19 protein-coding genes are annotated in these 21,485 nt (G+C 44.7%); 4 read left to right on the plus strand and 15 right to left on the minus strand.

Annotated elements, in window-relative coordinates; genetic code table 11:
• Nucleotides 1–346 precede the first annotated feature (346 nt).
• The 4 genes from VKA52_RS15985 to VKA52_RS16000 form a co-directional block, all read right to left on the minus strand.
• A complete protein-coding gene (locus VKA52_RS15985) occupies nucleotides 347–1,471 on the minus strand; it encodes a M20/M25/M40 family metallo-hydrolase (protein ID WP_160914869.1) in 1,125 nt (374 codons plus the stop codon).
• 71 nt (nucleotides 1,472–1,542) lie between these two features.
• The gene (locus VKA52_RS15990; RefSeq protein ID WP_326316415.1) at nucleotides 1,543–3,117 is read right to left on the minus strand and encodes an acyl-CoA carboxylase subunit beta; all 1,575 of its coding nucleotides are present in this window, start codon (nucleotides 3,115–3,117) and stop codon (nucleotides 1,543–1,545) included.
• Nucleotides 3,093–3,914: a methylmalonyl-CoA epimerase gene (gene mce, locus VKA52_RS15995; protein ID WP_439108897.1), complete on the minus strand. Its 822-nt coding sequence runs from the start codon at nucleotides 3,912–3,914 to the stop codon at nucleotides 3,093–3,095. The genes VKA52_RS15990 and mce overlap by 25 nt, the downstream gene beginning before the upstream one ends.
• 6 nt (nucleotides 3,915–3,920) lie before the next feature.
• Complete coding sequence (locus VKA52_RS16000) at nucleotides 3,921–5,576, minus strand: acyl-CoA mutase large subunit family protein (RefSeq protein ID WP_326316416.1); 1,656 nt, start codon at nucleotides 5,574–5,576, stop codon at nucleotides 3,921–3,923.
• A 177-nt stretch (nucleotides 5,577–5,753) separates the two neighbouring features.
• Here VKA52_RS16000 and prli42 point away from each other — a divergent pair, with 177 nt between their 5' ends.
• Nucleotides 5,754–5,867 (plus strand): stressosome-associated protein Prli42, encoded by a 114-nt coding sequence (gene prli42 / locus VKA52_RS16005; RefSeq protein ID WP_226590761.1) that lies wholly within the window; start codon nucleotides 5,754–5,756, stop codon nucleotides 5,865–5,867.
• A gap of 62 nt (nucleotides 5,868–5,929) precedes the next feature.
• On the opposite strand, the gene VKA52_RS16010 is transcribed toward prli42, so the two are convergent.
• The 11 genes from VKA52_RS16010 to VKA52_RS16060 form a co-directional block, all read right to left on the minus strand.
• A complete protein-coding gene (locus VKA52_RS16010; protein WP_326316417.1) occupies nucleotides 5,930–6,448 on the minus strand; it encodes a L,D-transpeptidase in 519 nt (172 codons plus the stop codon).
• Between the two features lie 36 nt (nucleotides 6,449–6,484).
• The gene (locus VKA52_RS16015; protein WP_160914879.1) at nucleotides 6,485–7,435 is read right to left on the minus strand and encodes an aromatic acid exporter family protein; all 951 of its coding nucleotides are present in this window, start codon (nucleotides 7,433–7,435) and stop codon (nucleotides 6,485–6,487) included.
• Between the two features lie 131 nt (nucleotides 7,436–7,566).
• Entirely contained in the window at nucleotides 7,567–7,998 is a 432-nt protein-coding gene (locus tag VKA52_RS16020; protein WP_160914881.1) for a BrxA/BrxB family bacilliredoxin, read from the minus strand.
• A 323-nt stretch (nucleotides 7,999–8,321) separates the two neighbouring features.
• The gene (locus VKA52_RS16025) at nucleotides 8,322–9,641 is read right to left on the minus strand and encodes a dihydrolipoamide acetyltransferase family protein (RefSeq protein WP_326316418.1); all 1,320 of its coding nucleotides are present in this window, start codon (nucleotides 9,639–9,641) and stop codon (nucleotides 8,322–8,324) included.
• A 19-nt stretch (nucleotides 9,642–9,660) separates the two neighbouring features.
• Nucleotides 9,661–10,644, minus strand: a complete 984-nt coding sequence (locus VKA52_RS16030) for an alpha-ketoacid dehydrogenase subunit beta (RefSeq protein WP_160914885.1) — start codon at nucleotides 10,642–10,644, stop codon at nucleotides 9,661–9,663.
• Nucleotides 10,645–10,659: 15 nt separating this feature from the next.
• Entirely contained in the window at nucleotides 10,660–11,652 is a 993-nt protein-coding gene (locus tag VKA52_RS16035; RefSeq protein ID WP_206945654.1) for a thiamine pyrophosphate-dependent dehydrogenase E1 component subunit alpha, read from the minus strand.
• 19 nt (nucleotides 11,653–11,671) lie between these two features.
• Nucleotides 11,672–13,093, minus strand: a complete 1,422-nt coding sequence (gene lpdA, locus VKA52_RS16040; RefSeq protein ID WP_326316419.1) for a dihydrolipoyl dehydrogenase — start codon at nucleotides 13,091–13,093, stop codon at nucleotides 11,672–11,674.
• 15 nt (nucleotides 13,094–13,108) lie between these two features.
• Nucleotides 13,109–14,194 carry a butyrate kinase gene (gene buk, locus VKA52_RS16045; protein WP_160914891.1) on the minus strand — a complete coding sequence of 362 codons (1,086 nt, stop codon included), beginning with the start codon at nucleotides 14,192–14,194 and terminating at the stop codon, nucleotides 13,109–13,111.
• A gap of 14 nt (nucleotides 14,195–14,208) precedes the next feature.
• A complete protein-coding gene (bcd, locus tag VKA52_RS16050) occupies nucleotides 14,209–15,312 on the minus strand; it encodes a branched-chain amino acid dehydrogenase (RefSeq protein ID WP_160914893.1) in 1,104 nt (367 codons plus the stop codon).
• 11 nt (nucleotides 15,313–15,323) lie between these two features.
• A complete protein-coding gene (yqiS, locus tag VKA52_RS16055; protein WP_326316420.1) occupies nucleotides 15,324–16,226 on the minus strand; it encodes a phosphate butyryltransferase in 903 nt (300 codons plus the stop codon).
• A 103-nt stretch (nucleotides 16,227–16,329) separates the two neighbouring features.
• Nucleotides 16,330–18,405 carry a sigma-54 interaction domain-containing protein gene (locus tag VKA52_RS16060; RefSeq protein ID WP_160914897.1) on the minus strand — a complete coding sequence of 692 codons (2,076 nt, stop codon included), beginning with the start codon at nucleotides 18,403–18,405 and terminating at the stop codon, nucleotides 16,330–16,332.
• Nucleotides 18,406–18,540: 135 nt separating this feature from the next.
• Here VKA52_RS16060 and VKA52_RS16065 point away from each other — a divergent pair, with 135 nt between their 5' ends.
• The 3 genes from VKA52_RS16065 to VKA52_RS16075 are packed head-to-tail and all read left to right on the plus strand — an operon-like array spanning nucleotide 18,541 to nucleotide 21,468.
• Entirely contained in the window at nucleotides 18,541–18,777 is a 237-nt protein-coding gene (locus VKA52_RS16065; RefSeq protein WP_160914899.1) for a DUF2627 domain-containing protein, read from the plus strand.
• Between the two features lie 43 nt (nucleotides 18,778–18,820).
• On the plus strand, nucleotides 18,821–20,728 hold the full coding sequence (locus VKA52_RS16070; RefSeq protein ID WP_326316421.1) for a DUF294 nucleotidyltransferase-like domain-containing protein: 1,908 nt from the start codon (nucleotides 18,821–18,823) through the stop codon (nucleotides 20,726–20,728).
• Nucleotides 20,728–21,468 carry a 3'-5' exonuclease gene (locus tag VKA52_RS16075; RefSeq protein WP_326316422.1) on the plus strand — a complete coding sequence of 247 codons (741 nt, stop codon included), beginning with the start codon at nucleotides 20,728–20,730 and terminating at the stop codon, nucleotides 21,466–21,468. Before VKA52_RS16070 ends, VKA52_RS16075 begins: the two co-directional genes overlap by 1 nt.
• Nucleotides 21,469–21,485 lie beyond the last annotated feature (17 nt).

Genomic DNA, 21,485 nt, shown 5'->3' on the forward strand with positions numbered 1-21,485 from the left:
GAGGGAAACGGTGAGACTCCTATGGGATGTGTGGGACAGGTGAGACCCCGGAAGGCGTAGCCTGAGGAGGCTCACCGCCCGCCCCATGGAAAGTGTTCAAATGCGGAATCGTCCTGGTAGACACGACTGGCATAAGCAGACCAGCAACGGAATGTGTTTTTCATTCCTTTGCTGGTCTGCTTATGACGCGAGTGTCTGGACGATGGAGCTAGACGAACCTTTTCCCGGAGCCCTAAAATCCCACGAACATCTCGAAACTGAGTCTTTCACAATCGGGAGCTTATGTGTAATACCTCAATAGTAGTTCATAAAAAAGACTCCCTGAAATTCAGGGAGTCCTGGCTTATTATTGTGCGACTTCTTCAACGATCGCTGTTACGAACTCTGTAATTTTTTCAAGTTCGCTGACAGGCATACGTTCGTTCGTTGTATGAATTTCCTCATACCCTACACTCAAGTTGACCGTAGGAACGCCGTGTCCTGCGATGACATTGGCATCACTGCCGCCGCCACTTGTTAATAGTTCACTTTCACGTCCGATTCGTTTCGCAGCAGAACGTGCGACTTCTACGACTTGATCTCCCGCCTGTTGCTTAAAGCCAGGATACATAATTTCGACATCAAGTTCGACTTCGCCACCCATTTCTTCCGCTGTTTCCTGGAAGGCTTTTTTCATTTTTTCTACTTGCGCTTCCATTTTTTCAGGATTGAGGGAACGAGCTTCAGCTAAGACCTCGACGTGATCACATACAATATTCGTTTTCTGACCACCTTCAAAGCGGCCGATGTTCGCTGTTGTTTCGTCATCGATTCGTCCTAGCGGCATTTTAGCAATCGCGCGGGAAGCCAGGGTGATTGCTGAGATGCCTTTTTCAGGAGCAACTCCTGCATGAGCGGTCTTCCCTTTCACAATGGCATTAATTTTTGCCTGTGTAGGAGCAGCTACGATAATATTTCCGACTTGACCATCACTATCGAGGGCATATCCGTATTTTGCCTTGAGCATGGAAGCATCAAGAGCCTTCGCACCGACAAGGCCGCTTTCTTCTCCTACAGTGATTACGAACTGCAGGTCTCCATGTTCAACGTTTTGTTCTTGAAGAGAACGGATCGCTTCAAGGATTGCAGCAACTCCCGCTTTGTCATCCGCTCCAAGGATTGTCGTACCATCGGTCACGATATAACCATCTTCAACAGAAGGTTTAACCCCGTTTCCCGGTACCACTGTATCCATGTGAGAAGTGAAATAAATCGGTTCTGCGTCCTTTTTAGATCCTTCTAGATTACAAATAAGGTTGTTTGCTCCATGGCCTGTAACCGAGGCTGCATCATCTTCCAGGACTTCCAAACCTAAGTCCTGAAATTTCTTTTTTAATACTTTAGCGATTTCTGCTTCCTGGGTTGTTTCTGAATCGATTTGAACCAATTCCAGAAATTCATTCAGTAAGCGTTCTTTGTTAATGGCTACCATCTATATTTGCCTCCTTCAATATGTAAACACATTCCTCTTAGTACGTTAGCGGAACGAATGGACTGTGTCAATTATAGAGGGATGTTGCCATGCTTTTTATAAGGACGGTCTTCCTGTTTATTTTTCAGCATATCCAGAGCTTTGATCAGCGTTGAACGCGTCTCTCTTGGATCAATCACATCATCGATCATTCCGAGCCCCGCTGCGACGTAAGGGTTCGCGAAACGTTCCCTGTACTCATTGATTTTATTTTGTCGTGTTTCTTCTGGTTTATCGCTTTCTTTGATTTCTTTTGCAAAAATGATATTGGCCGCTCCTTCTGGACCCATAACAGCAATTTCCGCGTTTGGCCAGGCATAGACGAGGTCCGCACCGATCGATTTACTGTTCAGCGCGACATAGGCTCCACCGTACGCTTTTCTAGTAATAACCGTCAGCTTCGGCACAGTGGCTTCGGAGTAAGCATATAAAATTTTCGCACCGTGGCGGATGATCCCTCCATGTTCCTGTTTGATGCCAGGGAAGAAACCAGTCACATCTTCAAATGTAATGAGAGGGATATTAAAGGAATCACACGTTCTTATGAAGCGGGCTGCTTTATCACTTGAGTCGATATCAAGTCCGCCAGCCATGTACTTCGGCTGATTACAAACAACTCCCACGGTCTTTCCTTGCAGACGCGCAAATCCGACAACAATATTCTTTGCAAAGTCCTTATGAATTTCGAAGAATGAATCCTCGTCAACAAACTCATCGATAACGATACGCACATCGTAAGGGCGGATCGGATCAAAAGGTATTTTATCTGTGATGTCAGGTCTGAAGTCATCATCAAGCTCAACTTCTACTTCTGGTGTCAGTTCTTCATTGTTCTGAGGAAGGTAACTGACCAGATCCCGGACGGCATCCAAAGCGGAGGCTTCATCAGGGGTTTTCAAGTGAGCATTCCCACTCAAAGAATTATGAACACCGGCACCTCCCAGATCTTCTGCGGAAATCTGCTCACCAGTAACGGTTTCAATGACTTTCGGACCGGTAATAAACATTTGCGATGTCTTTTCTACCATGATGACGAAATCAGTGATGGCTGGAGAATAAACGGCACCCCCGGCACATGGACCCATAATGACCGATATTTGTGGGATGACGCCAGAATAAATGGAATTACGATAAAAGACTTGTCCATAACCGTCTAAAGAAGATACGCCTTCCTGAATACGAGCTCCTCCAGAATCGTTCAAGCCAATAAAAGGGGTTCCATTTTTGGCAGCAAGGTCCATGACTGCAGCAATTTTTTTCGCATGCATTTCCCCTAAGGCTCCGCCGTACACCGTGAAGTCCTGAGCGAACAAATACACATCACGTCCATGAATTTTACCAAACCCTGTCACGACCCCTTCACCCGGCGCTGACTTTCCGTCCATCCCAAAAGCATCATGACGATGTTCAATGAATGGGTTCAGCTCTATGAAAGATTCCTCGTCCAAAAGATGTTCGATGCGTTCCCTGGCTGTCCATTTGCCCTTATCGTGCTGTTTGTCGATCCGTTCATCTCCGCCTCCTAATTCAACTTGGCGACGCTTATCATATAGTTCATTGATTTTATCAAAAATATCCACAGTTACTCCTCCTCTCCATACTGGCATAGTTCAAACAGGACACCATTTCCTGCTTTTGGATGCAAAAAGGCAATCTGACTGTCATGTGCGCCCTGTTTCGGTTGTTCATGTATGAGACGTACTCCTTGTTCTTTATACTGATTCAAACGCTTTGCAAGATCGTCTACTTCCAAAGCAATATGATGGACACCTTCCCCTTTTTTCGTTAAAAACGATTGAATAGGCGAATCGTCACTCAGTGGCTCCAACAATTCGAACATCGTTTCACCAATTTTCAGAAAAGCGACGCGGACCTGCTCAGATTCCACGACTTCTACAGCTTCAAGTTCCAACTGAAGGTTATGCTGGTAAAAAGGCAGTGCTGCATCTATGCTTTCCACAGCTATACCAATATGGGCGATTTTCTTCGGTGCCTCTATGGTTTCTTTGTTAAGAAGCTGCTTAATGTAAATGGCGATTGCATCTGTCGGGGACCCGCTGGTGAAGATTTTATTCACTCCTTTTTCCTCAAGAAAAGGAATATCTTCTGCAGGTATAACTCCGCCTCCAATGACGGGAATGTCCGACGCCCCTTGTTCTTCCAGTGCCTGTACCACTTTTGGAAACAATGATTTATGAGCACCGGAAAGAGAAGAAAGTCCGACGACGTCCACGTCTTCCTGAATGGCGGCTCTTGCGATTTGAATGGCGGATTGCCGCAGTCCTGTATAAATAACTTCCATGCCATGGTCTCTGAGTGCCTGGGCGATGATTAAAGCACCTCTGTCATGTCCGTCCAACCCTGGTTTCGCTATAAGTACACGTATTGGTTTCAACCTCATCATCCCTTCCTACATTCCGGTGTATTCTCCAAATTCCTCTCGTAAAACATTCGCGATCTCCCCAACTGTTGCATAAACCTTCACTGCGGCCACAATATGCGGCATGACATTCTCCGACCCTTTCGCCGCTTCCCTAAGGGTTTTAAGGCATTGCTCGACGGATTCCTGATCGCGTGAAGATCTTATTTCCTGTGTTTTCTTGATCTGGGCTTGTTCCAGTGCTTCATCTACACGTAACAAGTCTGCATGTATTTCCTCTTCCAGCTTGAATTCGTTCATTCCGACGACGATATCTTCATTCGATTCAATCCGTTTTTGGGCATCATATGCCGCTTTATGAATTTCACGCTGCATATATCCTTCTTCGACAGCCTGGACCGCTCCACCGAATTCTTTGATGCGCTCTAAGTAAGCATTGGCTTCTTTTTCAATCTGGTCGGTAAGAGACTCAACGAAATAAGACCCAGCGAGTGGATCGATGGTGTCCGCTACCCCGCTCTCATTGGCAATGATCTGCTGTGTGCGTAACGCAATTCGTGCGGAATCTTCTGTCGGAAGGGCAAGAGCTTCATCCCGTGAGTTGGTATGCAAGCTCTGCGTTCCTCCCATAACAGCAGCGAGTGCTTGTAAGGTGACACGCACAATATTGTTGTCCGGCTGCTGAGCTGTGAGTGTACTTCCTCCTGTTTGCGTATGGAAACGGAGCTTCCAGCTTTTTGGATTTTCTGCTCCATAATGTTCTTTCATAATCTTTGCCCACATGCGGCGGGCTGCCCGGAATTTGGCCGCTTCCTCAAAAAATTGATTGTGAGCATTGAAGAAGAAGGCAAGCCGTGGTGCAAATTGATCGACTTCCAGCCCAGCCTCTATCGCCGCATCTACATAAGCCATGCCGTTCGCTATCGTAAAGGCGACTTCCTGCACAGCCGTGGAACCAGCTTCCCGGATATGATAGCCGGAGATGCTTATGGTGTTAAATTTCGGTAAATGTTCCTGACAGTAACCGAATATGTCTGTAATCAGCCTCATGGAAGGTTTCGGTGGGTAGATATACGTACCACGAGCGATATACTCTTTCAAGATGTCGTTTTGAATCGTCCCTGTCAGCTTTTCAGGCGCTACTCCCTGCTTCTCTCCTACAGCTATATACATTGCAAGCAGGATACTGGCTGGAGCATTGATCGTCATCGATGTACTTACTTGATCGAGTGGAATTTGATCGAACAGCTGCTCCATGTCCTTTAGTGAATCAATAGCTACACCGACTTTCCCAACTTCCCCATCAGCCATCGGGTCATCAGAATCATAGCCGATTTGAGTCGGCAGGTCGAAGGCCACTGAAAGACCGGTCTGTCCTTGTTTCAATAAATACCTGAACCTCTCGTTCGTTTCTTCTGCCGACCCGAACCCAGCATATTGACGCATGGTCCAATAGCGACTTCGATACATGGTCGGCTGTATTCCTCTCGTATAAGGATATTGGCCCGGAAAGCCGATCTCCTCTATGTAATCCTCATTCATCTGTTCCGGCGTGTATAATCGTTCGACCGGAATTTCTGAGCTTGTATGAAACGCTTCTTTCCGTTCAGGAAAGCGCTCCGTTGTTTTTTCTACATCCTTTTCCCATTTTTGCTTAGGGTGTTGGTCACTTGATGATCTGTTCATAAGAAAAGCCTCCTTATTCAGTCCATTCACACTACTAGCATACCAGAAATGAAGCGCTTACCTATCTAAAAATTACTATCATTCGCAATTTTATTGTAAATGATTTCACGCCCTTGTCCAATTTCTCTTTTTTAGGTAGAATGTCAGTAGGATTGACTGAGAAGGAGGTTACACACCTTGGCTACAAAAAAACGTTCAAAACGCGAACGCCGTATGAAAGTCGTGATCTATGTCATGATTTTGTCTATGCTTCTATCTAGTGCATTGGCTGGCGCGAGTTTCTTCTTATAATAAATGATTGAATGAAAAAAGCCGAAAAGATGGATCGTCCATCTTTTCGGCTTTCTTAGTTTCTAGAGTTGTTTTTGTAATTTTCTTTCTTCCCAGAAGCGATATAAGTCCGGCATTTTTTTATCCCGATCTACAATCCATACTTCCGCTTCAGCAGGAACAAGGTCAAAAAGAACTTCGACATCTTGATTATTCATCCGGATACAACCCGCAGAGACTGATTTACCGATGGAATCCGGCTGATTGGTTCCATGAATGCCATAAATCCTTCCATCTGTCCCTCGTGCATCAAACCCGATCCACCGGCTCCCCAATGGATTCTTTGGGTCACCACCCGGGATGTTTTTTTTACGATAATATGGATCTTTGGCTTTCACTTTCACATTGAACTGGCCCTCCGGCGTCAAATCCTTCGTCTTCCCTATGGCCGCAGGAGCCTTAAAGACAACCTCTCCATCTTGATAGAGCACAACCTCATGGGTTGCTTTATTTACAATAATAACCGGATCAGCCGGCGTGTGTGGCGGTAGTAATGGGTTTAACAAACTTAATATTAAAAGGAAGCTGTACAAAGCAATCATCCTCTTTTACTAAAAGTTTCCCCTCACATGTACCCTCTATACATCACTCTTCTTGAACGAACGCTTAATGATCAAATAGTCCTCTATCTCATTTAATAAATGAAAGAGACTGGCTCTTACTTCAAACTCTTCCCTTGTTTCCGGCAGTCGGTCTTCACGGAAGTCTTCTTTCATCTCTTTCAACATTCTCAAATAGATCAGGGCTGTATTACCGGGATGAACAGCATCGGCTAAGTCGTCAAAAAACGCTGCCATGCGAATGCCATGTGCATCAGATTTCGATATACGGGAAACGAGAGGAAGCATACGTTCCAATAGTTCAAACTGTTTCGTCCGCATATGAAAATAGTGGTAAAAATGATTGTGGGAACGCAGCAAATGATTTTCTACATCCCGATAAGAAAGGGACTTCGCTTTTTCCAGAAGATTGGCGGTCTCTGTCAGCTCCTTGCCTGACCAATCATTATCTCCATTCCTTAAAAATTGAGCAATTTCTCTCAATATAATGGAAAAGTTGCTTTCCACCTGTTTTCGATACTGATTCAACTTCTTCTCGAGGCTCGGCATATATAAATTGAGAAGCAGGGCGGTTCCAATTCCCACCGTTATTAACAACACTTCATTCCATATAATACTCCAGCCGATATCCCCTGAACCGTATAGATGAAGGATGATGACTGAGCTGGTTACGATTCCAGGTGTGATTTTAAACCACACCGTTGCAGGAATAAAGGCAAACAACATCAATCCAATGGAAATGGGATTGTATCCCAACAGCTCAAAAAAAGCGAATGAAAACCCCATCGCTAATAAACAAGCAGAAAAGCGGTGCCACGCACTTAAAAAGGACCGTTTTCTTGTAATTTGGATACAGAGTATGGTCAAAATCCCTGCTGATGCGAAATTCTCGAGCTGCAGCATCTGAGCAATCCATATGGCAAATGGTGTGCCCAATGCCGTTTTAATGGTCCGATATCCTATTTTCAATCCTGTGTTCACCTCCGTTCTTTCTGGATACGCTGACCTGAGAGGATTAAGCGTCCGATTATGTAAGCTAAAGATTTTACGTAAAAAAGGATCTTTGCTTTTTAAACAAAGATCCTACACTTATTGTATTCTTATACTTCTTTGCAATACTCTTCAAAACTGCGCTGAAGCTTCCCGATAACTTCCATAGGTTCAAAGCCTTCAATGTCGTGACGCTCGACCATTGTCTGAATTTTACCATCCTTCAAAAGAGCAAAAGATGGAGAGGATGGCGGGTAGCCTTCAAAGTATTCGCGGGCGCGATCCGTAGCTTCACGATCCTGCCCGGCAAAAACAGTAACAAGCTGATCCGGACGCTTATCGTAATGAATCGCATGTGCAGCAGCTGGACGGGCAATACCGCCTGCACATCCACATACGGAGTTGATCATTACAAGGGTTGTACCTTCTTTATTTAGTGCCTGATCGACTTCCTCAGATGTCGTCAGTTCCGTATATCCCGCTTGGGTAATTTCTTCACGTGCTTTTGAAACAACATCGTTCATAAAAATATTAAAATCCATTTGACATGGCCCCTTTATAGAAATGCTAAGAACATTTTACCAAGATATCTGACATCTTTCAATTGAATTGTCTATGATTTCTAGATACTTGAAAAAGCTTAGGGACATTTGGAAAGAGATTGTTTTCCTGCTGGGTTTCTTCCTTCCCAAACGCCCCTTACCATATAGAGTTGGTGAAAACGCAAAAACCCTCAATCCATAAGAGCAGTTCCCCTCACATATACCTTCTATAAAAGCTTTGATATGTGAGAAAAATGCCTTGCACTGGTGGAATAGGATGATAAAAAAGCTGTCCTCCATGGTTGGTGGACAGCTTGATTGCATTAGTATACAGATGTGTTGTCTTCTGACATTTTCTCTAAGATCTCTTTCACACGGGCCAGGAAGTTGCCGGCTACGAGACCATCAAGAACCCGATGATCCAAGGATAGACATAGATTGACCATGTCACGCGCTCCGAACATGCCATTCTGGTAAACCGGCTTTTTCACAATGGATTCCACTTGCAAAATAGCGGCCTGAGGGTGGTTGATCACACCCATGGATTGTACCGAACCGAAAGAGCCTGTGTTATTGACAGTGAAGGTACCGCCTTCCATATCTTTCGATGTAAGCTTGCCTTGACGGGCTTTGTTGGCAAGGTCTGTAATGTCTTTTGCGATTCCTTTGATGCTCTTTTCATCTGCATCTTTGATGACAGGAACAAACAATTGGTCATCTTTAGCCACAGCAATATTCAAGTTGATGGCTTTGCGCTGGATGATCTTGTCTCCGGCCCACATACTGTTCAACTGCGGGTATTCCTTCAATGCTTGAGCGACAGCTTTTACAAAGAAAGCGAAATACGTCAGACTGAAGCCTTCCTGCTGTTTGAACTGGTTTTTCTTTGCATTGCGAAGTTCAACTAAATTCGTAACATCTACCTCGACCATCATCCAGGCATGTGGAATTTCGGTCTTCGACTTCACCATGTTTGCTGCAATAGCTTTTCTTACACCTGTCACAGGAATTTCGATGTCGCCTTCCCCCGCTTGTACATCCGGCGTCTGTGATGAAGGAGCTGGTGATGGAGCAGCTTTCTGCTCAGCTTGCGCAGGCTGCTCAGCGGGAGCTTCTGCTTTTGCTTCCCCTGCTTTAGGAATCTCTCCGCTCGCAACAATTTTCTCAATATCTTTGCGCGTAATTCGTCCACCTTTACCGGATCCATCGACTTGATTCAAATCAATGTCATGTTCCTGCGCAAGCGTCATGACAGCTGGAGAATACCGCTTTTTACTTCCTTTGTCCTGTTTCTTCTCAGGTTTCTTGGAAGCTTTTGATGGTTCTTCTTCAGCGACGGGAGTTTCCTGTGCAGGAGCTTGTTTATTTTCTTCTGATGAAGGTTCTTCCGCAGATCCTGCACCTTCCACTTCGATGTAGCACATGAGTTCACCGACTTCAATGGTATCTCCTTCAGATGCGACGAGCTCTTTAATCACGCCGGAAAAAGAAGATGGGACTTCTGCGTTTACTTTATCTGTCATGACTTCTGCAATGGGATCATACTTATTTACCTGATCTCCAGGCTGAACAAGCCATGTGCTGATCGTTCCTTCTGTGACACTTTCTCCAAGCTGAGGCATGTTGATTTTTTCTAAACCCACAGGGAATCTCCTCCTTCAATTAAAATTCCGCGAGATCTCTCATCGCTTTTTCAACTTTATCTGGATTCATCATGAAATACTTCTCCATCGTCGGAGCATAAGGCATGGAAGGGACATCTGGACCAGCCAGACGCTGAACAGGAGCATCCAGATCAAACAAGCAATTCTCACTGATGATTGCGGACACTTCTGAGATGATTCCACCTTCTTTATTGTCCTCCGTTACAAGAAGGACTTTACCCGTTTTGGATGCTGCTTCAATAATACCTTCTTTATCTAAAGGATACACGGTACGCAAGTCGAGGATATGTGCATCAATGCCTTCTTCAGCCAACTTCTCTGCTGCTTGTAGTGCAAAGTGGACACACAAACCGTACGTAATAACCGTAATGTCGGAACCTTCTCGCTTTACATCTGCCTTACCAATCGGTAGCGTATAATCCTCATCAGGCACTTCCCCTTTGATTAGACGGTAGGCACGTTTATGTTCAAAGAAAAGGACCGGGTCATTGTCACGGATGGAGGCTTTTAACAAACCTTTGACATCATAAGGAGTCGACGGCATCACAATTTTCAATCCAGGCTGATTCGCGAAAACAGCTTCAACGGATTGGGAATGGTAAAGAGCTCCGTGTACACCGCCGCCATAAGGGGCGCGAATTGTTATTGGCGCACTCCAGTCGTTATTGGAACGGTACCGGATTTTAGCGGCTTCAGAAATAATCTGGTTGACTGCCGGCATGATAAAGTCAGCGAACTGCATTTCAGCTACTGGACGCATGCCGTACATCGCTGCACCAATTCCAACTCCGGCGATTGCCGATTCAGCTAGTGGTGTGTCCAGAACTCTGTCTTCACCAAATTCATCATAAAGACCATCAGTCGCGCGGAATACGCCTCCACGTTTTCCAACATCTTCACCAAGGACGAACACTTTTTCATCCCGCTTCATTTCTTCTTTCAAAGCTTGAGTGACGGCTTGAATATAAGATATAACTGCCATTATTGCTCCCCCTCCTTACTCTTCGTACACATATTTCATTGCAGATTCCGCTTCCGCATAAGCCGCATTCTCGGCATAGTCAGTCGCTTCATTGACGATTTCACTGATTTCGTCATTCATTTCCTGTTCTTTCTCATCCGTCAGTACACCTGTATCACGCAAGTACTGGGCAAAAGTGACGATCGAATCTTTTTTCTTTGCTTCATCCACTTCTTCCCGTTCACGGTAAGTACGGTCATCATCGTCACTGGAATGTGGAGTAAGACGGTAGGACACAGTCTCAATTAATGTCGGTCCTTCTCCATTACGGCCACGATCGGCTGCTGCTTTCACTGCTTCATATACAGCTAGTGGATCATTGCCGTCCACTGTGAAACCAGGCATGCCATAACCGATGGCGCGATCAGAAACTTTTTCACAGGCCAACTGCTTCGATACAGGAACAGAAATGGCATATTTATTATTTTCAACCATAAAGATAACAGGAAGCTTGTGTACACCCGCAAAGTTCGCACCTTCGTGGAAATCCCCCTGGTTGGAAGATCCCTCACCGAAAGTTACGAGAGAAACGAAGTCTTTTTTCTCCATCTTCCCTGCAAGAGCGATACCTACAGCGTGTGGCACTTGTGTAGTAACCGGTGATGATCCGGTAACAATCCGGTTTTTCTTTTGACCAAAGTGACCTGGCATCTGACGTCCACCCGAGTTTGGATCTTCTGCTTTTGCAAAGCCGGAAAGCATTAAATCCTGAGCAGTCATACCGAATGAAAGAACGACACCCATATCACGGTAGTAAGGCAGAGCATAGTCTTTTTCACGATCAAGAGCATAGGAAGCCCCTACTTGAGCAGCTTCCTGACCTTGACAGGAAATGACGAATGGAATTTTACCTGCGCGGTTCAATAACCACATACGTTCATCGATTCTTCTTGCTAATAACATCGTGCGAAACATGTCCAACACTTGATCATCACTTAAACCTAGAGCTTTATGGCGATTTTCAGCCATGAGGATCCCTCCTTCATATTTATCCATGGATTTGGTTGCCGTCGACGGCCATAGCCGCTTCCCCGATTGCTTCAGAGAGCGTTGGGTGTGGGTGGATCGTTTCAGCGATTTCCCATGGTGTCGCATCAAGAACTTGAGCCAAAGCCGCTTCCGAAATCATGTCCGTGACATGAGGTCCGATCATGTGCACGCCCAACAGATCGTCCGTTTCTTTGTCAGCTACGATTTTCACAAAGCCATCCGTTTCTCCGTGAACGAGAGCTTTTCCGATCGCTTGGAATGGGAACTTGCCTATTTTCACATCAAATCCTTTTTCTTTCGCCGCTTTTTCTGTCAAGCCAACACTTGAAACTTCAGGGTTGGAGTAGATACAGGATGGCACTTGATCCTGTTTCATCGGATGTGGGTGTTGATCAGCCATATGCTCAACGGCAATCATGCCTTCATGAGAAGCCACGTGGGCCAGCTGCATACCACCGATAACATCACCAATGGCGTAAATGTGGCTCTCTTTCGTCTGATAGACATCATTCGTCTTGATTACCCCGTTTTCCACTTGGATATCCGTGTTTTCAAGACCGATATTATCGACGTTGGCTGATCGACCGACAGAAACCAGCATGCGTTCAGCTTCATAAGTAACCGTTTTTCCGTCAACTTCCGCATTTACTTTCACACCATTATCTTTCTCGATTGTATCCGGAAGAACCTTGGCGCTCGTAACGATATCGATGCCCTTCTTTTTCATCTGCTTCAACATTTCCCTGGAAATATCTTCGTCCTCGGTAGGGAGAATGTGCGGCAGGTATTCGAGTACCGTCACTTGCACACCAAAATCCGCCAGCATGGATGCCCATTCAATTCCAATGACACCCCCACCGACGATAATGATGGATTCAGGAAGTTCTTCCATATGAAGAGCTTCATCAGAACTCATGACAACTTCACCATCGATTTCAAGCCCCGGCAGAGATTTAGGACGAGAACCTGTCGCCACTAACACATTTTTAGGAATCAACATTTCATTTTCTTCCCCGTTGTTCATCTCCACAGAAATCGTCCCTGCTGTCGGTGAAAAGATGGAAGGGCCTAAAATTCGTCCAAAACCTTCGAAGACATCGATTTTCCCTTTTTTCATCAATCCTTGAACACCTTTATGTAGTGTGTCTACAATCGATTGTTTCCGTTCTTGGACTCTCGTGAAATTCAAGGTTGGGTTTTCTGTTGACACCCCATATTGATCCGCTTCTTTAGTCTGTTTAAATACTTCCGCACTTCGAAGCAATGCTTTAGAAGGGATGCACCCTCTATGTAAGCATGTCCCACCAAGTTCTCTTTTTTCTACAATCGCTGTTTTGAGGCCTAATTTTGAAGCTCGGATGGCAGCGACATAACCGCCAGTGCCACCTCCGAGAATGACCAAATCGTATTCTTGTGCCACCTTGGACTCTCCTTCCTATTCTTGAAAGTTAGGATATTGTTTTGGAACCTCTTCTTTATTCAGGACACGTAGCGTCCCCTCATTCAATGCTTCCAGCTCATTTTCACCAGGATAGACGAGGACATCTGCAATCCAATGCACACGTTTGGAAATTTCTTCAACGAACGCTTTTCCGTACGCTAGTCCGCCAGTGAGCGCAATGGCATCCACTCTGCCTTCCATAACGGCACTCATACTTCCAATTTCTTTGGCAATTTGGTAAGCCATGGCATCAAAGACAACTTTCGCTTTTCGGTCACCTTTTGCTACCATCTCTTCGACATCACGGGCATCATTTGTACCCAGGTAAGCCATAAGGCCTCCTTGCCCGACCAATTTCTTCATCACTTCATCTCGGTAATACTGGCCGGAGAAGCATAAGGAAACGAGGTCACCTGCAGGAACGGTCCCTGCCCTCTCTGGAGAAAAAGGGCCATCTCCGTGCAATCCATTGTTGACGTCAATCACTCGGCCGCCAACGTGCGCACCGACAGTGATCCCTCCGCCCATATGAGTGACGATTAAGCGGGCATCTTTGTAAGAGAGACTAAGGTCAGCTGCCGCTCTTCGCGCCACAGCTTTCTGATTAAGGGCATGGAATATACTTTTTCTTGGTATTTCAGGAACACCGGAAACACGAGCCAATTCATGGAGTTCATCCACCACAACCGGATCGACAATATAAGCTCCAATATTCAACCCCTGAGCAATTTCATTGGCGATGATCCCTCCAAGATTCGACGCATGTTCTCCATTGTATCCATTTTTCAAATCCTCAAGCATCGCCTCATTGACCTCATACGTCCCACCTTCGATGGGACGCAGCAATCCTCCTCTTCCGCAAACGGCACTCAATTTGCTGATGTTAATGCCTTCGCGGTCAAGCTCTTCAAGAATGACCTGTTTACGGAAATCATATTGATCAATGACGCGCTTATATGAGCTGACCTCATCCGTCGTATGACGGATGGTTTTTTCAAAAACGACTTCCTGATCATCAAAGACTCCAATCTTTGTAGATGTGGAACCTGGATTAATGACCAGAATACGATGTGTTTGCAATTCCTAAACCCCCGTTAACCGTTCTGTCTTCTGCTTAAGATGTGTTGACCATTTTGAAGGAATTGACTGCGGGACCTGCGCATACGTTCAATTCGCTCTTCTGCCATACGGTCTGCGGCTGCATATGTTGGAATGTTATCCCGACGTGAAATTTCAAATACGCGTGATACGTTGTCATAGATCGTTTCTACTCGCTTCATCGCACGATCTTTATTATACCCGTGCAGCTCATCAGCTACGTTGATGACGCCTCCAGCGTTAATGACATAATCCGGTGTATAAACGATGCCTTTTTCATGCAGAATATCGCCATGCTTGGTTTCTTTTAATTGGTTATTCGCTGCACCAGCCACGACTTTCGCTTTAAGTTGAGGAATCGTTTCATCATTAATTGTCGCTCCAAGAGCACAAGGAGCGTAAATGTCGCAATCCACACTGTAAATATCGTCCGGATCAACCGCTTTTGCTCCAAATTCTTCTACTGCACGCTGAACGGCTTCCTTATTGATATCTGTAACAATAAGGTTGGCTCCTTCTTCATGAAGGTGACGGCAAAGAGTGAAGGCGACATTTCCGACACCTTGGACGGCTACTGTTTTTCCTTCCAATGAATCTGTGCCGAATCCTTCTTTTGCTGCTGCTTTCATCCCACGATACACTCCGTAAGCAGTCACTGGAGATGGGTTTCCGGAAGAGCCGAATGCTGGAGAGATCCCTGTCACATAATCCGTTTCTTCATGAATCAAGTCCATATCCTGGACAGTTGTTCCTACATCCTCTGCAGTAATATAACGACCATTCAAGCCTTGAATATAGCGACCGAATGCACGGAACATTTCTTCATTTTTCTCTGTTTTAGGGTCTCCGATAATGACGGTTTTCCCTCCGCCAAGATTAAGTCCCGCTGCAGCATTTTTGTACGTCATCCCTTTTGCCAGACGCAGAGCATCTTCCACGGCATCATCTTCAGAAGCATATGTCCACATACGTGTGCCTCCGAGAGCCGGCCCTAGTGTTGTATCATGAATGGCAATGATTGCTTTCAAACCGGATTGTTCATCTTGACAAAATAACAATTGCTCGTAATCGTACTCTTGCATATAGCTGAAAATTTTCATTATGTTTCCTCCTATTGTTGACTGGCTTGTAGAGCTAAGGCCAGTGAATAAATTTTACTTTGAGCATCATCTGCCCTAGACGTCAATACGATCGGAGCTTTAGCCCCGCTGATGACGCCCGCCACTTTTCCTTTGGCGAAATATATAAATGATTTGTACAAGGCATTAGCCACTTCAATGGATGGCACGACGAGAATATCCGCCTGCCCCGCTACTTCGGATACGATTCCTTTTTGTTCTGCTGCTTTTGGATCGATGGCATTGTCAAAGGCAAGGGGACCATCTACGATACAGCCCTTCAGCTGCCCACGCCTGTTCATTTGAGTAAGCATCGCAGCATCTTGAGTAGCTATCATGGAAGGATTCACTACCTCTACAGCTGCTAATGGGGCTACTTTCGGGTTTTCCCACCCTGCACGAGTAGCTACCTCTACGGCATTATTGATGATTTGGACTTTCTCCTCCAAATTAGGAGCGATATTCATCGCAGCATCTGTAAGGTAGATCAGTTTATCCCTGCCAGGAATTTCAAATAATGCAACGTGAGACAGCACCGAACCTTTCCTGAGTCCGTACTCTTTATCCAGGACCGCTTTCAACAAAGATTTTGTATCAATATGGCCTTTCATGACCACATGAGCTTCACCGGAATGGACAGCTTTCACAGCAACTCCTGCACTATCCCTTTCACTGGCATGAATCACTTCAATGCCCTCCTGAGATAAATCCAACCCCACAGCTTTTGATTTGTTTTCAATCTCCATTTGATCTCCTACAAGAAAGAAATCAGCAAGGTTGGAAGCCCGGGCCATTTTTACTGCCTTCAATACTTCATCATCTGCTGCTTGAGCAACAGCGACCGTTTTAGGTGAACGGCGGTCTATTTGATCGACTAACTCATCTAACTTTTTCATGCGTCACCTCTTCCCCTCTTCATAAACATGCAATATTCATGCCAACTCCACTACCCATTAAAACAGGTTAGTCTTGAAGATTTTCACCTTGCAAAAGATTGCATTATGAAAAATTCTGCATGCTGTTTTTGTCTAAATTATATTTTTCTAATTTGTAATATAAGTTTCGAATCGATATCCCTAAAGCCTTGGCTGTCTTTGTTTTATTAAAATCATGAGAGCGGTAAGCATCAGCAAGCAAACTTTTTTCATATTCATCAACGGCCTGCTGTAAGGTCTCTCCCAGCCAAGGAGCCTCTTCCTTTTGTCTTGCTGATTCAGTTGAGGCTTTTTTCAGTCGAGGAAGGTGCTCTACCTTGATGGTATCTTCCATATTTTCCATATAAATCATGGCCCGGCCGATAATGTTTTCCAGCTCTCTGACATTTCCAGGCCAATCATATTCTTTCAACAAACGAAAAGCTTCCTCATCAATTGAGGTTACATGCCTTCCATAATCTTCATTCAATTTTTGGATCAAATGGTAAGTCAGAAGTTTGACATCTTCGATCCTTTCACGAAGGGGTGGAATGTATATCGGGAGCCGGTTCAGGCGATAGTACAGATCTTCTCGGAAGTTCTTGTTCATAATTGCTTTTTCCAAGTTGACATTCGTTGCAGCAATTACACGGACATCTACATGAACAGGCTTTGTACCTCCGACACGGATCATTTCATTCTCTTGGAGAACCCTCAGCAATTTCGCCTGCATCGGCAATGTCAATTCACCAATTTCATCAAGGAAAATACTCCCATGGTTCGCTTCTTCGAACAGACCTTTTTTACCACCGCGTTTTGCACCTGAAAAAGCACCATCTTCGTAGCCAAATAGTTCACTTTCCAGTAAGGATTCAGCTATGGCCGCACAATTGACTCGGATAAACTTATTATGGCGCCGCTTGCTCTCGTTATGAATCGCATGGGCGAAAAGTTCTTTCCCTGTCCCGGACTCTCCTCTCAACAATACAGAAGCAGGTGTACGCGCACCAACTTTCGCTTGTTCAAGAGCCAAGGTCATTTCCTGAGAATCACCAATAATATCATCAAATGTGTACTTGGCTTCCAAACTGCGAATGATTTGTCTGGCTCTTTTGAGTTCGCTCGTCAACGCCTGAATTTCGGAGACGTCATGAAGAACGCCGACACTACCCTTCAACTTCCCATCAACAATGACAGGGGCCACATTAACGAGGACGTCTTTTTTTGAGGGGCCAACCTTCATCCGCACCCCTCGGACAGGCCTTCTGGTACGAAGGACTTTCATATGCATACTTTCGCCTTCAGATATGTCGACCGTTGCCGGCTTCCCAACGATTTCTTCTTCTGAAAGTCCGGTAATCCTTGTATAAGCAGGGTTTATCATTAAACCGCTTCCATTTTCATCGACAACAGAAATCGCCTCGTCTGAAGAATAAATGATGGCTTCGAGCATCGTTTTCACTTCTTTTAGGTCTGTGATTTCCTCAGCAAGGTTGACCACTTCCGTAATATCTTTGAAAACGGCAAACGCCCCAATCACTTTCTGATCCTGTCCAATCAGCGGAATACGAGTGGTTACTACTTTCTTCCCATTGCCTAAGGCAAGCTTCTGGTTCACTTCTTCCTCCCGGGAAGCAAGCACTTGGGGAAGCCTCGAATCCGGTATGATTTCATTTATGGGTTCTCCAATCATGGATGAACGCCCCATATCTACAATGCGCTCTGCACTACGATTGATGAACGAGATTTCGCCTTTTTCATCAATAACAATCATACCGTCGTGAATGCTGTTCAAGATCAAATGCTGGTTTTCTGTCTGCTGCTTCAATTTTTGCACAAGCGTTTCTTTTTCTTCCAACAATTCTGCAGTTACATAAGCCACTGAACCTGGAATCACGACCGTCGAACGCTTTCTGGTTTCCCGGATCTCATTGAACACGCGCTCTTCCCCTGTAGCTTCGATCACAATATCAATTTCTTTATGTATCCAATCCTGCCAACGGCGGTCTGTAGCAATTCCGTAACTCTCAGCAAGCGCGATCCCTGGTGCTTCCGGGTCGATGTCTGTTACCGCAACCACTAACATACGGTCCATTTTCTTTAACAATTTCAACAGGGCGGTTCCGCCTTTCCCCGCTCCGACAATCAACACACGTTTCATTTCACCACACCCTGCAAATTTTTGCGTAACTTCATCGTATCCTATTCTGCATGTTTTAGCAAGTGTGTCTATAGTTCCAACGTGCCGTTCCATTTGATATACTTATTCATGGATTGAAATAAAGGAGTTACGAACATGCGATTAATTGCTTTACTTTTATTAGTTACCCCAGGTGTCCTCGCCGTTTATGGAATAAAATTGATTCGCGATGCTCTTTTCGGGGAATTTCACCCCATCTTTTTTCACATCGCCATTCAAGGACTTGCAGGGATTCTATTTGTCGTTGGAGGTTTGGCCTTCATTGGTGGCTTCATCCTCCACAGGGACAGAAAGCGAAACTTGACCAAAGGTCGATTCAAACAAAAGGATTAGACCGTCGTGAAATACAACAACTGTGATGAAGGAGTTTTGCTCTGTGACAGAGTTTGAAATGTTTAGAAAGCAATATCCATTCGATTTGCTTTCTGAGGAAGAGTTTGATGAAGTTTTTGGTAAAGCCATGGTCAGGGAATTTTCAAAGAATGAATTCATCATCCATGAAGATCAGGAAGATGACACGATTGATATTCACTTCATGGTCTCTGGACTTGCTAAGAACATCATGCACCGGTCGAACGGTCGACAATTATCGGTGAGGTTCTATTACCCGGGAGACCTGGTAGGTGTCATGATCCTACTCACAAGTGGAGAAATGCGTTTTTCTGTTCAAGCGTTAGAACCAATCAAGACCATTTGCTTTGAACGCGAATCCTTCTTGAAAGTGATGTCCAACAACAACCACTTTTCGAAAGTGGTGATGGATGGCATCAGTCATCTGATGAAAAGCTTATATGATGAAGTAAAATATAAAAGCTCTACAACAGATGAGCAGGATGATCGTGAACTTTACAAAAAACGTGCAGACGCTTATATGGAACCACCTACGTTCATCCACCCGGAAGCCTCAATCGAAAAAGCTGCCCGCATGTTACAACAGCAAAAGATTGAAGCTCTGATTGTGAGCGATGATCAGCAATCGTTGCTTGGTATGATTGGATATGGTGAAATACTAAAAGCTTACTTTGAGAACGATCACAAAAACCCAGTCAAAGCTTATATGTCTGAAGAAGCCTATGAGATTAATGAGCAGGAATTCATCTATGATGCTTTAAGTTATTTGAAACACCACCCTACTGAAATCATTCCAGTTCTTCATAAGGACAAGGTCGTTGGAATTTTGAGGCAGTCCTCGTTTTTCACTATTAAAAATTCCGTGTACTTCGACCTCACTTATAAAATTTCAAATGCGATTTCTATTGAAGAAATTAAACCGTTGTCACCGATTCACAATGAAAGGTTCCAAAAATTCGTGGCGAGCTTGATTAAAGATCACATGTTCGCTTATGACATTGCAGAATTGATGACCAACTATAATGATCGTATTCACAAACAAGTGGTGCAGATTGCAGAAGATGAAATGATTCGCGAAGGGTATGGAGCACCACCTGTGAATTATTGTTTCCTGGTTATGGGCAGCGAAGGACGTAAAGAACAGGCATTTTCTACTGACCAGGACAACGCCATCATTCTTGCTGACTATGAGAACAGTAAGCATAAAGCGAAAATAGAAAAATACTTTGAAATCTTCACTAATAAAATTAACGATATGTTGAATGAATGCGGTTTTCCTTACTGCACAGGCGGAATTATGGCTAAGGAACCCAAATGGCGTCAGCAAATGAGTGATTGGCACGGGAGTATCGACCAGTGGATCAATAAGATGGATGCAGAAGAAATCCGGGATTTCACTATTTTTATGGACTTTCGTCCGATCACAGGTGATTATTCCCTTGCGTATGATTTAAAGAAATATGTAACCAAACGTGTTCAGAAATCCTTAAATCTTCATCAGTTACTTATGAAAGATACACTTCGTTTCCGGGTCCCTGTCCAACCATTCGGAAGAATTTCAGGGATTGGTAAGAAACGGACGCTCAACTTGAAGAAATCAGCGATTATGCAAATCGTCAATGCGATCCGTATCTACAGTATGAAATATGGAATTGAAGAGATTAATACCGTCAATCGGTTAGAAGCATTAGCCGAACAAGAGCGTTTCCACCCCCGGGATGTGGAAAATGCAAAAACAGCTTTGCACCGGCTCATGTTGTTCCGGTTAAAGGCTAATCTCCAACAGCTGGACGACGAAGAACCATTGAGCAATGATTTAAAACTCGGGCCAATGAAAAAAGAAGAACGTCGATCACTCAGAGAAGCGCTCATTATCGCTAAGCGCCTGCAGCAGGTGCTGGAATTGAGCTATAACCGAAATCGGGTGGTATGATGCTTCCAGTTGACTTACAAATCATCAAGTATCTGCTTTTTGAGAAACCTATGTACTATTTCAAGATAAAACCTTATTTGAAATGGCACACCTACCATGAATTAGAAAAGCAGCTGACCGTTTTCAATAAGAAAGGAAGCTTTCACGAGAAGTCATTAAAGGACATGGACTATACCATCTTTGACCTTGAGACAACCGGTTTCCTACCAGAAATTGGGCATGAGATCATCTCCATAGGTGCCATCAGGCTACAGGGACTTCACGCTTGCCGAATGGAGAAGTTTCATCAGGTGATCCGCCCCATTCGTCCTGTTAACAAACAAACGCTGCGGTTAACAGGGTTATCCCGCGATCGTCTCGATAATGCCAGTCCTTTTATTGAGGGTTTCCAAAACTTCATGCAGTTCAGTGAAGGATCCGTTCTTGTAGCCCACCCTGCAAAATTTGATATGCGGTTTTTAAAGGCCATGCTGAGAAGATGGAAGCTTCCTGATTATGAGCCACACGTGATCGACTCCCAGCTTATGGCGCAATGGCTCCTGCCGAATGTCAGGCACCAGCTTGATCCTTTGCTAAAATATGTAGGTATTGAAAAAAGGGAACGTCACCACGCATTGAATGATGCTATTATGACAGCCGAGTTATTTCGGTACTTGCTTTCAAAAACGATTGACTATGACGTTCACACATTAGAACAATTAAATAAAGTATTGGCCCAACAGAAAAAAACGAAGCAGTGAATATCACTGCTTCGTTT

The sequence above is a fragment of the Halobacillus sp. HZG1 genome, from assembly GCF_035818575.1.
GTDB classification, from domain to species: Bacteria; Bacillota; Bacilli; order Bacillales; family Halobacillaceae; genus Halobacillus; species Halobacillus litoralis.

Bases quoted from the DNA above. Each gene is read 5' to 3' on its own strand.
- VKA52_RS15985 (WP_160914869.1), bottom strand. From the start codon at position 1,471: ATGGTAGCCATTAACAAAGAACGCTTACTGAATGAATTTCTGGAATTG.
- VKA52_RS15990 (WP_326316415.1), bottom strand. From the start codon at position 3,117: ATGCCAGTATGGAGAGGAGGAGTAACTGTGGATATTTTTGATAAAATC.
- mce (WP_439108897.1), bottom strand. From the start codon at position 3,914: ATGATGAGGTTGAAACCAATACGTGTACTTATAGCGAAACCAGGGTTG.
- VKA52_RS16000 (WP_326316416.1), bottom strand. From the start codon at position 5,576: ATGAACAGATCATCAAGTGACCAACACCCTAAGCAAAAATGGGAAAAG.
- VKA52_RS16010 (WP_326316417.1), bottom strand. From the start codon at position 6,448: ATGATTGCTTTGTACAGCTTCCTTTTAATATTAAGTTTGTTAAACCCA.
- VKA52_RS16020 (WP_160914881.1), bottom strand. From the start codon at position 7,998: ATGGATTTTAATATTTTTATGAACGATGTTGTTTCAAAAGCACGTGAA.
- VKA52_RS16030 (WP_160914885.1), bottom strand. From the start codon at position 10,644: ATGGCAGTTATATCTTATATTCAAGCCGTCACTCAAGCTTTGAAAGAA.
- VKA52_RS16035 (WP_206945654.1), bottom strand. From the start codon at position 11,652: ATGGCTGAAAATCGCCATAAAGCTCTAGGTTTAAGTGATGATCAAGTG.
- bcd (WP_160914893.1), bottom strand. From the start codon at position 15,312: ATGAAAATTTTCAGCTATATGCAAGAGTACGATTACGAGCAATTGTTA.
- yqiS (WP_326316420.1), bottom strand. From the start codon at position 16,226: ATGAAAAAGTTAGATGAGTTAGTCGATCAAATAGACCGCCGTTCACCT.
- VKA52_RS16060 (WP_160914897.1), bottom strand. From the start codon at position 18,405: ATGAAACGTGTGTTGATTGTCGGAGCGGGGAAAGGCGGAACCGCCCTG.
- VKA52_RS16065 (WP_160914899.1), top strand. From the start codon at position 18,541: ATGCGATTAATTGCTTTACTTTTATTAGTTACCCCAGGTGTCCTCGCC.
- VKA52_RS16075 (WP_326316422.1), top strand. From the start codon at position 20,728: ATGCTTCCAGTTGACTTACAAATCATCAAGTATCTGCTTTTTGAGAAA.